The following is a 14,105-nucleotide window of genomic DNA, read 5'->3' on the forward strand; positions in this document are numbered from 1 at the left end:
GCTTTCTAGTGCTTTAGATATTAAATCTACTCCTAGTGTAGATAATTCTCTGATAAATTTAGGACTTATTTTGTCTAATACATTTATTTTTTCTGTTTCGGAAGTTTGAAAGTTTTTTGTTATTTTGCTAAGCCTCTTATTTAAAATAGGCGTGAGAAGAGATATGGGATAACTTTAGACTGTAAAAGAGTTTCTTTTGAACTATTGGATATAGTTGCGGAATGTAAAACAGAAGCACATTTTTTTATAAGCGATGCTGCATCTGCTATCATCTTGCAACCAGCGTCAATAGAACCTACACTAGTGGTAGCACTTCTCGCTTTTCTGAGGTTATTAAGCTCCAATGCAAGATTAGGTAAAACTTGAGAAGCCTCCCAGGTAAACTGCAATGCACTAGGAACATTCCCGACTGCTTGGATAACACTTTTTGTATTATACCTAAATTATCTTTATTAAGATCTAGATATCGTTTATTTAACTCATCATATTGTTTGTTACCTGTGTCAGCTCCAAGAGCTAAATATCCAACTTGAACCCACGAAAGATTTTTATATTCTTCATCAAACTGTTGCCTTATATTATCAATGGATTCCTGCTCTTGCTCTTGGCTTTTAGACATTTAAATACCTTTATATAATTTAAAGGTTTATAAAATTTTACTTTTTAATTTTTGTTAATTTTAAAAGTCATGGTTATCGTGCAATGGTTTTTTACTATAATTTTTCATTTACCGGTAAATCCATACTAACCTCTCCACACAATAAAACAATATTCTCCATTACCTGAGGATCTATATCCGGGTTGTTATACTCTTTATTTTTCTGAATCCAGTTGTAAAATAGTAAGGGTCAGGCCATAATTCCATGATTTTCGGTAAAGATTTTTGCTGTATAGTACCGACATTATACTCGCGTTTTAAAACTTCAGCCGGCATTCACCCTACATCACCGATAAAATATATTTCTGAGAAATGCAAAATCGATTTAATATTATTATCGGGATCTATATGGATTTATAATATTCACGTTGTACATCATTAAACAATTTCGCTACTATAAATGGTTTATCGAGATGTCTTTCTATACTTACTAAAGCTATATTTTCTAAGTTTTCGGGGTATTAAACAATTTTTTATCTAAAGCCGTTAATTTTTCAAACTCTTCCTCTCCTATTTTTTCTTTTAGGTCTCTTTTATATTTTTGTTCTTTATCTGAAGGAAATACTAATTTATCATTTTTACAATCAACCAAAAAAGGAGTAGTAATAGGATATTTAATAAATAAATCTTTTAGTTTAATAATAAAAAATTTCTTAATATATAAGGCTAATTTTTTATATGTCAAATAATATCCTCTAGACTATCTAGGTCATGCTTTACCAATCGTAACAACTTCGCTTCAGGGCTTAGATTTTTCACGGCCCATTTTTTAATCCAAGGTTCGGCGAGCTGCCACATATTAACATTACCGTCTAACTGTCTGCCTATCCCTTCCACCATTATTAAAGTCTTTTGCAATAACAACAACTCCGGTTGTACTTCCATGCCGAAATCTTCCGTGATTTTAAATAAATGTGCAAGCAGCTTACCTATGGAAATATTTTTTATGGGCGTCCCTACTATAGGCTCGGTAACTGCTCTACAACTTTGAGCAAATAAAGCTAAATCGGTATTTGATGGGATATAGCCGGCTCTTAAATGTACTTTAGCAACTAATTTATAATCACGCCTTAAAAAGCCAAATAGACTTTCGGCAACGGCTAAACGATCTTTTTCCTTAAGTCTGCCCATAATACCGAAATCAAGTAAAATTATTTTACCTTGCTTATTCACTAAAATATTCCCTGCATGTAAATCAGCATGAAAAAATCCGTCTCTATAGGCTTGATTGAAAAACATTACGGCAAAATCCTGAGATATTTTTGCAGGTTCTAACCCCATTTCCTTTAGTAGCAAAGTATCATATATAGAAGTGCCGTCTAACCACTCGGTGGTTAGTATATTTTCTGATGTTAAATCCCAATATATTTTAGGGATTATCACGTTAATATCATTTCGCATATTATCCGTAAGCTCAGAAGCTGCTGCCGCCTCTAAACGTAAATCAAGCTCAAATTTCATAGTTTCATGAAATTTATCGACTACTTTAATCGGTTTGAGCCTTTTTGCTTTAGAAAATTTTGAGATAATTTTTGCAAGAAAATATAGCAGCTTAATATCTCTGTTATATTTTTTATGAATACCCGGACGCAAAATTTTTACCGCAACATATTCACCGGTTATAAGTTGTGCTTTATGTACCTGCGAAATTGATGCGGCAGCGATGGGGGTATCGTCGAGGTGTAAGAAAGGGAGGGCGTCATGGCTCACAGTCATAGACTGCGTGGCAATCTTTTGTTTGCTTGCTGAGATTGCTTCGTCGACATAAATGTCTCCTCGCAATGACGTTATCAACCTTCTCGCCACCCCACCATCAAACGGAGGTAGCTTATCTTGCAGTAACCTTAAATAACCTGCTATCTCTGTTCCTACTAAATCGGCTCTTGTCGAAAGAGTTTGTCCAAATTTTATATAAATAGGTCCAAGATCACTTAAACAATCTATTAAGCGTTTGCCGTAATCTTCCCGTGATTTTTTTATTAACGAGACCGGAGCAAAAAATAAGGCTAATATATAACCGATAAACCTGCAATATTTAGGGCTTCTTGAATCAATTAAGATTTGCTTTTTACTGATGATACGAAAAATACGTATTAAATTAAAAAAATTACTTATCATCTATTATATACTCCGAAGTAAAATAAAGAATAGTATACGAAGATCAACTTCAAAAAGAGCAAGGAGTTCACAAGTCGAGGAACGGAGCGTATACTTAATACGTAAGTACCGCAGATCTTGTAGAACGACGTAGCCAATTTTTGAAGTTCATTGAATATACGCACTGTGGATAGCAACTATTCCGCCACTTAGATTTTTATAACCGACTTCCTCAAAACCGGCGTCTTTAATCATTATTCTAAACTCGTCTTGTGAGGGGAATAAATCTATACTTTCGACCAAATATTCATATGCCTCTTTATTACCTGCTATCATTTGACCAATACTCGGTATAATATTAAATGAGTAGAATTTATAGAAATCTTTTATGTACCCTTCCTTTACTTTTGAAAACTCAAGACATATAAACTTACCCATTGGCTTTAAAACCCTACATGCTTCCTTTAAAGCCTTATTTATATCAGGTACGTTTCTAATACCGAATGCTATAGTATAATAATCAAAACTATCATCCGGAAACGGTAGTTCTTCAGCACTTGCTACAGTAAATTTAAGATTTTGAAATAAATTCAGATCTATTGCTTTTTTCTTAGCTTGCTTTAACATTTCTTCATTAATATCACTTAAAGTTAAAGAGATATTATTAACTCTATCTCTTGCTTTTTTAGCAAGTTTTAAAGCAATATCACCGCTACCGCTAGCAACATCTAATATATGAGAGTTAAGATTTGGAATTTGCCTAATAAATTCATCTTTCCATAAGCGATGTAATCCCAAACTCATTAAGTCATTCATTAAATCATACTTATCAGCGACATTAGAAAAAACGTTATTTACTAAACCTTGTTTTTTAGTGTAGTCTACTTTTTTAAAGCCAAAATTTGTTTGGTTCATAGTTTTTTATTATAAATATTAGTATCAAATGCCGGAACTTCCTGAAGTAGAAACTCTTAAAAACTCTCTAAAAGATAAGCTAATCGGGCTTATTATAGAAAATGTAGAGTTAAAAAGAGATAATTTACGTTATAAGCTATCCCCGCTTTTAGCTACAGAAACCTTAAATACTAATATACTGGATGTTAGGCGTCGTGCAAAATATTTAATTATAGATTTTAATAATGATTATTCTTTAATAGTTCATCTAGGCATGAGCGGCAGATTTACTCTGCAATCTGCTAATTATAAAACTCAAAAACACGATCATGTGATTTTTGATTTAAGTAACGGCGAAAAGTTAATTTTCAACGATACTAGACGATTCGGTATGATTTATAGTTTTAAGACTGATCTCTTAGAAAAAGAATTTTTGAATGATTTAGGCATAGAGCCTTTTTCTGATTTATTGACGTTAGAATATCTAAAAGATAAGCTACAAACTAAAAAAATACCAATAAAAAACTTGATTATGGATAATAGAGTTATAGTCGGAGTCGGTAATATCTATGCTTCCGAAAGTCTGCATTTAGCTAGAATTCATCCGGATAAATCAGGTAACAATTTAAGGGATGATGAAATAGAAAATTTAATTAAAGCGATTAGAGATGTGTTAACTAAAGCTATAACTGCCGGCGGTACTACTCTTAAAGATTTTGTAAACGGCGATAACAAACCTGGTTATTTTACTAAGCAACTTAAGGTTTACGGTAGAGAGGGACAAAGTTGTTTAAGCTGCTCTAGCACTATTATCAAGATAAAGCATTCAGGCAGAAGTACTTTTTATTGTAAAACTTGCCAATATAGTTAATTCACTTGACATATTTTTTAAAACTATTTATAAAGCTCTTTATTATTTAATTCAATTAATAGTTGTAAAATATATGAAAGTAGACTCCTTACATAACCTATCTTATAAAGAGGAATTTGAAGGAGACATGAAACGCAGCACCGCAGCATACAAAAAGGTAAGTGAGGATGCGAGTATTGGATCGACGTATATCGCGGATATTTCAGAAGTTGGGAGTCAAATAAGTGGTGAGCCTGTACAGCGTATAAAAATACCTGAGCACAGGCAAATCCTGAAAAGGAGTCTAATAAAACCGGTGATTATGGCAGGAGGTAACGGTAAAAGACTATGGCCTTTGGCATCTAAGGATAAACCGAAACAGTTTAAAAAAATATTGAGTGATCTAACTTTACTTCAGCAAACATTAAACCGAAATAAATTTTTAGGACAACCTACTATTATTACTTCCAAAAAATATGAATCAATCACTAAAGAACAAGCAACAGAAATAGATGTAGAAATAGCATTAATTACCGAGCCTTTACAAAAAAATACTGCCGTTTGTGCCATTATTACGGCATTATCGGCTACAGCACTAGGATTTGATATTGTAGTGTTACTACCTTCAAACCATCATATAGCGGATGATATAAATTATCTTAATACTATAAATAAAGCTTTACATTATGTTAATGAATGCGGCATTTGCACTATATTCCTATAAATGTTATAAGTGCCAAGTATGGCTATATAAACACAGGATTATCAATTGCAGAAAATGTTTATCTAGTTGATCATTTAATTGAACAACCTATATTAGAGCAAGCAAACAAACATTTTCAAAGTAATGAATATTTTTGGAATTCAGGAATTTGTGTATACGATGTTAACTTCTTCTTAAACTTAGCAATGAACCTTCAACCTGATTTATTCTGTATTGCAGAAAAAGCATTTAATACTGCCGTAAAAAATGAGAATAGTTTGGCCATAGACAATGAGGCTTATAATGAAATCGCAGCAATTTCTATAGACAATACCATAATGGAATATATTTCGGGAATGGTCATGATAAAAGCCGATTTTGCTTGGAACGATCTTGGTACTTGGCATTCCTTATTACAGGTAAAACACCGGAATATAAACTATAATTATTGCGAGGGAAACGTAGTAACAAGCAATACTACAAACTCTTTCATTAGTTCTAATAATAAATTAAGGTCTTGACAATTTCATAATTATCGATACTATGAAAATGGTCTTTTGGTTGCCAATAAATCAAAAATGAATGATCTAGAGAAAGCTAAAATCCTATTTACTGCTCTTTTTAACGGAAAATCTGATTCATCACCGAATTATGAAATATATGAAAAAGCTTTTCTAATATTTTATCTTCTGAAGAAATAAAATTAGAAACTATGAAGGGAAATAACGAAGCTTGTTATATTCTTGCTAAAACTTACGAAATAATTAATCGTAACACCCCCAAGATGAATATAACTCTATGTTATTAACATTGATTGGAAGTAAATTAGGAAATACAGAATGTACAGAGCTTGTTTATTCATATCCTAAAAATATACACACTTTGAATCTACTGTTAACAATTTTATTCAAGACTATATAGGACAGCTTAATATCACTTTTGATGATGCTATATTATCAGCTGCTTACTCCGATACTTTAAATACTTCAATGTTAGGAGACTCAAATTATAATAATATGTATAACCTTGGTTGAACACCGCTAATATTCAAGACTATTGACATAGCGTTATTGCTTATATATCCTATTTTTATGAGTTTAAACCTCATCATTCAAATATAGCTAATCTTATAAACTTCAAAAATCTGTAAGTTATAGGAACAACTTAGTAATAAAGCGGTTCATTTTAGTTGAGTTACAACATGGAAAATACTACAGACGAACAAACAATAATATCTGAAGTCAAAAATGATGAAGACATAGATGAAGAAGAGAAAAGGTTAAAAGCAGAAGATTCACGAAAGCAACTTAAAGCAATACTAATAACATTTGGTATTATTTTGACCGGTTTTTTAACTTTTACTTATTTCTTTTTTAATTACATCGAAGAAAAAGCGGAAGACTACAGACAACAGCAACAACAAGAAATTCAAAAGATTAATAAGAGTTGAATATTAGATTACCACACTTCTCCTTTAATTATGATCTTGTTGTATGGCTGCGATATAATTCCAACAAGGTATTGTTGCGTGGATACCATCCCGTCATTGCGAGCGACTGAAAGGAGCGTGACAATCCAGAAAAAATAACACAAAAATGCTGTAAATCAGCATTTTTTACTGCATTGCTACGTCAATTACTTACGTAATTTCCTCGCAATGACGGAAAAAATAATCCACGCAGGCAATGCCCGCTCATAATGACTATTTTTATGCTGCCTTAAGTTTAGATTGCTTGAAATTAGTTTTATCAAAATCATAGATAAAATCTTTGATAATAGGCACTATAAACTGTTTAAATTTACTTCCGCTAAATACCCCGTAATGCCCTGCCCCTTTTTGTAAATGGTATCTTTGCATTGATTCAAGTATATTTGAACAAAGTTTTAAAGCAGCTTTTGTTTGCCCTACCACTGCAATATCATCTAATTCCCCTTCAATACCGAGTAAAACACATTTAGTAATATGTTTTAAATCGATCGGACGCTTCTCAGAAACTAATTTACCTGTTGCTAACGAAAATTGTTAGAATACTTCATCTATAGTTTGTAAGTAAAACTCTGCCGGCATATTCATACCTGCTAAATACTCATAATAAAATTTAATAGTATGATCGGCTTTTTTATAGTCAGAATTTAATAAACTTTGCCATAATTCTAAATGTGAATCTATATGACGACATAAGTTTAAACCCATAAAGACGGCAAGTTGGAGGAAACCGGGATAGTTTGGCGGCACCTGCATTACCATTTGGCAGAACCATTCTAAACTTTTACTTTGAGCGAATTCATTAACTGCCGTGGGATTTTTTCTAGCATCTATAGGGCCGCCCATCAAAATCATCGAACTCGGCACATTTGGACTATTACTCTCCGACATTAAGCTAATGGCGGCAAGCAATGGAACAGTAGGTTGGCAAACTGCCATAGTATGAACATTCGGTCCTATAAAATTGATACACTCCATTACGTAATCAATATAATCATCCATATCAAAATGCCCTGCTTCAAGCGGCACATAACTGGCTTCCGTCCAATCTGTAATATAAATACCGGTATACAGTAATAATTCTTGTACTGTTGTTCTAAGTAAAGTAGCGTGATGTCCCGCCATGGCCATGGGTGCTACTATTAATAATTGAGGTAATTCTTTTTTAAAACCTATTTTCTAAAAATGCCTTAGTTCACAAAAAGACTTTTTTAGTATAACTTTTTCATTAATGTTATAGGTTTTATCATCAATAATTGTTTCAAGGATTATTAAATTCGGGTTTTTCATATTTTCTAGTCATGCGTTCACAAAGCGTTAAATAAGCATGCATAATTCCTGCAAAACCGTTATCTCATGTTAATATGCTTCTTTTAGAATTTTTATACCTAAATGCATTGGAGCCATTTGTGCTCTAAGCCCCTCTACATATAATATGTACAATTAGTACTTAAATCACAGTTAATCATAATTAATCCACAAATTTAAAAATAATTAATATAAATTTAGTTTAACACTAAAAATTCTCAGTACATTAATTTTAGGACTCACTGCTTAAATTTTTATAAATGCGTGATAATAATGGTCTATATATAAATATGTTTATTTTTTCTTCTTATTTTGCTTAGGAATTTTATTTACGTGGTCATTAATATTAAACCAAATACTATCATTTACTTTCTGTTTTTTATAGACTGTATCAATATTATTTATATAATTTTCAAAATCTTTATTCTCTTCTGCTAACCTATTAGCCATATTCCAATCTATTTCCAGTCTTTCTCTAGCAGGAATTGATATTTTACTATCTTCAGGATTTTCTATATCTACTAAAATAAATCCTATATCATGCCTAGTATCATTTTATCTACTTTCAATTAAATCAGCAGCAACTAAATAACCATAATGTGCACATGAGGAATTTGATAAAGCCTAAAAAAAAGATTCTCGTAAATTACTACGATTGATAATTTTTTTTGCTTCACAAGACCAAAACCTTGCTTGTTTTCATGCATAATATTTAGCACAATCTTTAATTAGTAAACTCCACTTTTCATTAAGAACTTCCATACCTACCCAATCTGGGGTAACCATTTATTATTACCTTTAGTGCCTTGTTTATTTGAAGAAAAATTATGCTTAATAGGCATATTATGAATCTTCAATTTGTTTTGAAGATATAATGCCAGTGCATCACATACTTGCACTGCGGTTATTTTATCTTCTTTATTTGCATTTATTTTAGGTTCTGTGGCTTGTTCATTATTGACATAGTAATCAGGGTTTTGCGAATAATAAAACTTTAGCTTAGGTTTTATTCTAATATTAGGTTCTTGTCTTCGTTCAGCAGAAAGCTTACTACTGCTAATTTCACCTGCATCAATTCCTATAATCTCCTTATCTTTTTCTTCTTGAGTCTTGCTTAGTCAATGTGATTTTCTATAAACCATTCAGCTATACCATAAGAGGTAAATTTCTGATCTTCATGTGCTTTTAAAAAACCAATGATGGTATTTTTGCGATTAAATTCCATATCAAATATACTAATAATCGAAATACTACAAAATATACATATTATTTTAAAAATTTCAACTTTAAATTATCAAACTTGCTGTTTTTATAAAGTATTATTTATATATTTTTCAAATTTAGAAAATAATGTTTTGAAGTTATGAGTAGTAACATTTGCTACTTCTTTTGATGTTATATTTTTGAGTTCGGCAACTTTTTCAGCGACATACCTAACAAATGCCGGTTCGTTTTGTTTACCTCGCATAGGCGTAGGAGCTAAGTAAGGAGTGTCGGTTTCTATTAATAACCTATCAAGCGGTATATATTTGACTATTTCTTGTAAATCAGTAGCATTCTTGAAAGTTATAATCCCTGACATTGAAATATATAAACCGATATCTAGCATTTTTGCCGCTAGATTTTTTGAAGAGGTAAAGCAATGTATTAAACCTGGAAATGTGCTGTTACGCATTTCTGAGGTTAAAATGTCAATAGTATCTTCGTCTGCTTCTCTTGTATGAACAATAACAGGCAGGCGTGTACTAGACGCCGCATGTATATGTGCTACAAACAAATCTTTTTGTAATTTTTGATCGTAAGGCTGATGATAATAATCAAGCCCCGTTTCACCGATTCCGATAATTTTCGGATGCTGGGTTAGCATAATAATTGCCTCAGCATATGAGTTCGGAAAGACGTAGTCTTGACGTAGCAATCTTGTCCAAGCTTCCTGAGATTGCCACAGCACTTGCAGTGCTTCGCAATGACTAATAAAAGAATTCACTTCACACGGATGCACCCCAACACTCGCAAAAACATTTGCATATTTTTCAGCTATCTCTAAAATAATAGGTAAATCTTCAATTTTAGTGCAGATAGTTTGCATATACTGCACATTATTTTCTAATGCTCTTTGAATGATAGAATCTAAAAACACTGCGTCATACCATGGTTTGACTACGGTATCTACGTCGCGGAATGACAAGTTACTACGTAAATTAAGATGACAATGTGAATCTATTAACATATTATACTCTTAGTAGGTGTGTCATACTGCGGTCTCGCCACGGTATGACACACTATTCAAATTTTGGAAATATTATGGTAGGTTCTAAAATATTGCTACCCGCTGTTAAAGTATAATCACGTATTAAATGCTTAAATAGACGTTCTTCTTTATTTACCCCTAACTGATCAAGCATTTTATTTGCTGAACTCGGTATAAAAGGCAGAAGCATTATCGCAATATAGCGTAAAACTTCTAGTAAAGCGTATAACACTTCTAACATTTTATCTGGATCGGTTTTTTTCAAATTCCAGGGTGCTTCGCTATCAATATAGATATTTGCCTCTTCGGCCAAATTAATAATATTTTCAAGAATTTTATTAATCTCTGTTTTGTCCATCAATAAAATATTCTGCTCGACAAATTTACTTGCGGTTTTTAAAATCGGTAGCTCATATATTTTATCTATAACACCTTGCGTAAGCAAAGGCACTTTGGCGTCATTATTCTTATAAACAAAAGATGTAGTACGCTGTAATAAATTACCTATTTTGTTTGACAACTCGCTATTAATACGGGTAATTAAATTACTACGAGCAAAATTGCCGTCCGCACCAAAAGTTACTTCACGCATCAGAAAATACCTAACTTGATCAACACCGAATTCATCAATTAACTTAATCGGATCAATGGTATTACCAAGAGATTTAGAGATTTTCTGCCCCTCATTCGTCCACCAGCCATGAGCCATAATTGTTTTCGGCAGCGGAACTTCTGCAGCCATTAAGAAAGCAGGCCAATAGACGGCATGAAAACGCAAGATATCTTTACCGACTACATGTAAATCAGCCGGCCAAAACTTATTATAATTACTTTGTTCGTCAAGATAACCGAGTGCTGAAATATAATTAGCCAGTGCATCAAGCCAAACATAAATTACATGTTTTTCATTATTTGGCACTTTTATTCCCCAGTTAAAAGTAGTACGCGATACCGATAAATCTTTTAAACCCGATTTAACAAAGCTAATTACTTCGTTACGCCTTGATATAGGTCTGATAAAATCAGGGTTTGCTTCATAAAACTCAAGCAATTTATCCTGCCATTTTGAAAGATTAAAGAAATAGCTAGGCTCTTTAACCCATTCAACTGGAGCACCCGTCGGTGCTAAACCGTCCCTCGTAAGTTCCGACTCATCAAAAAAAGCCTCATCTCGCACTGCATACCACCCTTCATAAAAACCTTCATAAATAGTGCCGTTATCTAGTAATTTCTGCCAAAAAACAGCTACAGCTTTTTTATGTCTGTGTTCCGTTGTTCTGATAAAATCATCATTGGAAATATGCATAGCAGTCATCAGATGACGAAAACTCTCGGATGTTTGATCGGTAAATTTTTGTGGGTCAATATTTTTATTAATAGCTGCTTTTTCTACTTTCTGCCCATGTTCGTCAGTACCTGTTAAAAACATTACATCGAAACCTCGAAGTCGCATGAAACGAGCGATTACGTCACTTGCAACGCTAGTATAAGCATGACCGATATGGGGAATATCGTTAACGTAATATATAGGGGTAGTAATGTAGTAAGTATTGTTCATAAATGCTTTTTTATTAACTCATGTACTTCAAGTGGACTTAAATCTGAAGCTTTAATTGTTTTTATTCTCTCAGGAAATCTATTACTTAATTCTTTAAAGCAATAATAGATTTTTTTATAAAAATCTATACCTCTTATGTCAAATTTATTGTTCATATTTCGTGAATTGACTCTCTTAATAGCAGTATCCGGCTCTACGTCAATAAAAAACGTAATATCCGGCATAAGAGAAGGCATTAAAGTTTTGTGCAGATTATAAACTAAATCTATGCCGTTTTCTAGCTCTAATCCTTGATAACATACAGTTGATTCAATAAACCTATCACATATTACAATATGTCCCTCTTGTAGAGCTGGTATAATTTTCCGTGCCATATGATCATAACGTGCTGCCATAGCTTGTAATAGCTCGGACATGGGTAGTAATTCTTCATGTACTAGAATTTCACGCATTTTTTCGGCTACAATAGTACCACCGACTTCACGAGTTAAAATAACGGGAGTATTTTGAGATTGTAAATATTCATAGAGCATTTGAGATTGAGTAGATTTGCCTATCCCTTCCCCTCCCTCAAATGTAATAAACTTTCCTTGTTTCAAATTATTCATTCATTACAATTACTTTAAGCTATAACTTTATAATCATATCTCTTAAAAAAATATTTACAAGGAAGATTACATACTCATATACTCCTACAAAACGAAGCGCTGTTATACGAAGATCAACTTGGGAAAGAGTAATCGGTCTGTAAGCCGAGGAATATTAAACGTTCAGCATCCGAGGACTTACAAAGACATTGTCACCAATGTTCCAAATTCATCGAGTATAATACATTATAAATTTTAAATTATTAATATATGAATAATGCATTAAGTAAAAGGGATTTTTCGATCCTAATCGGTAATGCGATGGATCATTTCGATACTGCACTTTATGGGTTTCTTGCTCCGCTACTTGCTGGTATTTTTTTTCCGAATCATGATAAAGTCGTTGCTTTAATACTTACCTATAGTGTTCTTGCTGCGTCTTTATTTACACGTCTCATAGGCTCTTATTTTTTTGGCGTAATTGCTAAAAAATACGGCGGTGTTTTTGCTTTATCTTACTCTTTAATCGGCGTTGCTTTAACAACTAGCCTAATCGGTTTAATACCTTCACATGCTCAAATAGGCTGGCTTGCACCGCTATTATTAGTGTTGCTTAGAACGTTGCAAGGAGTATATTCCGAGGGTGAATGTGCCATTGCTAAATTATTTATTTTAGAGAATAAAGAAGAAAAAAAAGCGTTTAAAGCTTCTTACCTTTATCAAACATCTACTATGGTCGGTATTATTCTTGCTTCATTTATCAGTACTATAGTTTTAAATGTAGAGTATAATACATATTGGCGTTTATGTTTCATATTTGGCGGACTTACAGCACTGATAGGTTATTTTTTAAGAAAGCACGAGGATATTGTAGTCAAGCCCTCATTTTCATCCCGCGGCTTGACCACGGGATCCAATAAAAAAGATAAAATTACTTTACGTAATTTTTGGATACTGTGGTCAAGCCACGGGATGACACCTGGGTCCTCTCCTCGCAATGACGTAGTATCATCACTATTACAAGACTTAACTACAATTTGGAACTGTAAACTAAGTATCTTACGCATTAGTTTTGCCATAGGTTTCTCATATATGACTTATATAGTACCTTTCGTCTTTTTGAATAGTTTTATTCCGCTTATCACTGATATATCACTCGAAATAATGATGAAATTTAATACTGAGTTTCTGATTTTTGATATGATTATGATTCCGATAATAGGGCATCTAACAAAAAAGCTACATTACCTTAAAATACTAAACGGTACTCTTATTTTAATGAGTTTAAGCATAATTCCTTTATGGCTCTGCTTGAATAATGCATCTATATGGTATGTTAATTTTGTACGTATTTGGATTATAATACTCGGTGTCGGGTTCTTGGCACCTTTGAACTGCTGGCTAAATGATTTATTTAAAACTGCCGATAAATATATGTTAGTCGGTATCGGCAGTAGTATAGGTGCTTCATTAATCGGACGTCTTACTCCGTCAATCTGCCTAATGCTATGGCATGTAACCAGCAACTCTTTATCAATTGCGGTTTATATAACCGCAATATCGATGGTCACTTTATGGGCTGTTAGAGGAGTTGTTGCACAGGTCAATGTCATTCCTGCGAAAGCAGGAATCCAGTAAAACATATAAAAATTAAATTCTTATATGTTTTTTTACTAGAAATGTAATACTTACAGCAATATTAATGTTATTTTT

The 14,105-nt window shown here is 32.7% G+C and carries 13 protein-coding genes and 2 pseudogenes; 5 read left to right on the forward strand and 10 right to left on the reverse strand.

Translation table 11 applies throughout. The features are described 5' to 3' along the window. Positions 1–295 precede the first annotated feature (295 nt). The 5 genes and pseudogenes from RC_RS05180 to ubiE form a co-directional block, all read right to left on the reverse strand. Positions 296–619 carry a hypothetical protein gene (locus RC_RS05180; RefSeq protein WP_010977612.1) on the reverse strand — a complete coding sequence of 108 codons (324 nt, stop codon included), beginning with the start codon at positions 617–619 and terminating at the stop codon, positions 296–298. 94 nt (positions 620–713) lie between these two features. Further along, positions 714–934, reverse strand: a pseudogene (locus tag RC_RS07920) (hypothetical protein). 169 nt (positions 935–1,103) lie between these two features. Then, positions 1,104–1,343, reverse strand: a complete 240-nt coding sequence (locus RC_RS05185; protein ID WP_010977613.1) for a hypothetical protein — start codon at positions 1,341–1,343, stop codon at positions 1,104–1,106. Continuing rightward, on the reverse strand, positions 1,340–2,776 hold the full coding sequence (ubiB, locus tag RC_RS05190; protein ID WP_010977614.1) for a 2-polyprenylphenol 6-hydroxylase: 1,437 nt from the start codon (positions 2,774–2,776) through the stop codon (positions 1,340–1,342). The genes RC_RS05185 and ubiB overlap by 4 nt, the downstream gene beginning before the upstream one ends. Positions 2,777–2,923: 147 nt before the next feature. Beyond that, positions 2,924–3,670 carry a bifunctional demethylmenaquinone methyltransferase/2-methoxy-6-polyprenyl-1,4-benzoquinol methylase UbiE gene (ubiE, locus tag RC_RS05195; RefSeq protein WP_010977615.1) on the reverse strand — a complete coding sequence of 249 codons (747 nt, stop codon included), beginning with the start codon at positions 3,668–3,670 and terminating at the stop codon, positions 2,924–2,926. A 28-nt stretch (positions 3,671–3,698) separates the two neighbouring features. On the opposite strand from ubiE, the gene mutM reads away from it, so the two are divergent. From mutM to RC_RS05220, 4 genes are all read left to right on the forward strand, one after another. Continuing rightward, a complete protein-coding gene (gene mutM / locus RC_RS05200; protein WP_010977616.1) occupies positions 3,699–4,520 on the forward strand; it encodes a bifunctional DNA-formamidopyrimidine glycosylase/DNA-(apurinic or apyrimidinic site) lyase in 822 nt (273 codons plus the stop codon). Positions 4,521–4,593: 73 nt separating this feature from the next. Beyond that, positions 4,594–5,223 carry a sugar phosphate nucleotidyltransferase gene (locus RC_RS10835; protein WP_010977617.1) on the forward strand — a complete coding sequence of 210 codons (630 nt, stop codon included), beginning with the start codon at positions 4,594–4,596 and terminating at the stop codon, positions 5,221–5,223. Then, on the forward strand, positions 5,196–5,723 hold the full coding sequence (locus RC_RS10840; RefSeq protein ID WP_010977618.1) for a sugar phosphate nucleotidyltransferase: 528 nt from the start codon (positions 5,196–5,198) through the stop codon (positions 5,721–5,723). The genes RC_RS10835 and RC_RS10840 overlap by 28 nt, the downstream gene beginning before the upstream one ends. Positions 5,724–6,403: 680 nt before the next feature. Next, on the forward strand, positions 6,404–6,652 hold the full coding sequence (locus RC_RS05220; protein WP_016830915.1) for an RP671a family tick cell line-upregulated protein: 249 nt from the start codon (positions 6,404–6,406) through the stop codon (positions 6,650–6,652). A gap of 258 nt (positions 6,653–6,910) precedes the next feature. Here RC_RS05220 and phaZ read toward each other — a convergent pair. The 5 genes and pseudogenes from phaZ to tmk form a co-directional block, all read right to left on the reverse strand. Next, positions 6,911–8,157 (reverse strand): annotated as a pseudogene (gene phaZ / locus RC_RS05225) (polyhydroxyalkanoate depolymerase). A gap of 133 nt (positions 8,158–8,290) precedes the next feature. Further along, positions 8,291–8,446, reverse strand: a complete 156-nt coding sequence (locus RC_RS09670; RefSeq protein WP_010977622.1) for a hypothetical protein — start codon at positions 8,444–8,446, stop codon at positions 8,291–8,293. A gap of 859 nt (positions 8,447–9,305) precedes the next feature. Further along, positions 9,306–10,226: a TatD family hydrolase gene (locus RC_RS05230; protein WP_010977623.1), complete on the reverse strand. Its 921-nt coding sequence runs from the start codon at positions 10,224–10,226 to the stop codon at positions 9,306–9,308. Between the two features lie 52 nt (positions 10,227–10,278). Beyond that, the gene (metG, locus tag RC_RS05235) at positions 10,279–11,805 is read right to left on the reverse strand and encodes a methionine--tRNA ligase (protein WP_010977624.1); all 1,527 of its coding nucleotides are present in this window, start codon (positions 11,803–11,805) and stop codon (positions 10,279–10,281) included. Then, positions 11,802–12,413 (reverse strand): dTMP kinase, encoded by a 612-nt coding sequence (gene tmk, locus RC_RS05240; RefSeq protein ID WP_010977625.1) that lies wholly within the window; start codon positions 12,411–12,413, stop codon positions 11,802–11,804. The genes metG and tmk overlap by 4 nt, the downstream gene beginning before the upstream one ends. A 249-nt stretch (positions 12,414–12,662) precedes the next feature. Here tmk and RC_RS05245 point away from each other — a divergent pair, with 249 nt between their 5' ends. Beyond that, positions 12,663–14,030, forward strand: a complete 1,368-nt coding sequence (locus RC_RS05245) for an MFS transporter (protein ID WP_010977626.1) — start codon at positions 12,663–12,665, stop codon at positions 14,028–14,030. Positions 14,031–14,105 lie beyond the last annotated feature (75 nt).

The sequence above is a fragment of the Rickettsia conorii str. Malish 7 genome, from assembly GCF_000007025.1.
Taxonomy (GTDB): Bacteria; Pseudomonadota; Alphaproteobacteria; order Rickettsiales; family Rickettsiaceae; genus Rickettsia; species Rickettsia rickettsii.

Coding starts and splice junctions, on each gene's coding strand:
- RC_RS05245 (WP_010977626.1), top strand. CDS start 12,663: ATGAATAATGCATTAAGTAAAAGGGATTTTTCGATCCTAATCGGTAAT.
- RC_RS10840 (WP_010977618.1), top strand. CDS start 5,196: ATGCGGCATTTGCACTATATTCCTATAAATGTTATAAGTGCCAAGTAT.
- mutM (WP_010977616.1), top strand. CDS start 3,699: ATGCCGGAACTTCCTGAAGTAGAAACTCTTAAAAACTCTCTAAAAGAT.
- ubiB (WP_010977614.1), bottom strand. CDS start 2,776: ATGATAAGTAATTTTTTTAATTTAATACGTATTTTTCGTATCATCAGT.
- ubiE (WP_010977615.1), bottom strand. CDS start 3,670: ATGAACCAAACAAATTTTGGCTTTAAAAAAGTAGACTACACTAAAAAA.
- RC_RS10835 (WP_010977617.1), top strand. CDS start 4,594: ATGAAAGTAGACTCCTTACATAACCTATCTTATAAAGAGGAATTTGAA.
- tmk (WP_010977625.1), bottom strand. CDS start 12,413: ATGAATAATTTGAAACAAGGAAAGTTTATTACATTTGAGGGAGGGGAA.
- RC_RS05180 (WP_010977612.1), bottom strand. CDS start 619: ATGTCTAAAAGCCAAGAGCAAGAGCAGGAATCCATTGATAATATAAGG.
- RC_RS05230 (WP_010977623.1), bottom strand. CDS start 10,226: ATGTTAATAGATTCACATTGTCATCTTAATTTACGTAGTAACTTGTCA.
- RC_RS09670 (WP_010977622.1), bottom strand. CDS start 8,446: ATGGCTAATAGGTTAGCAGAAGAGAATAAAGATTTTGAAAATTATATA.
- metG (WP_010977624.1), bottom strand. CDS start 11,805: ATGAACAATACTTACTACATTACTACCCCTATATATTACGTTAACGAT.
- RC_RS05220 (WP_016830915.1), top strand. CDS start 6,404: ATGGAAAATACTACAGACGAACAAACAATAATATCTGAAGTCAAAAAT.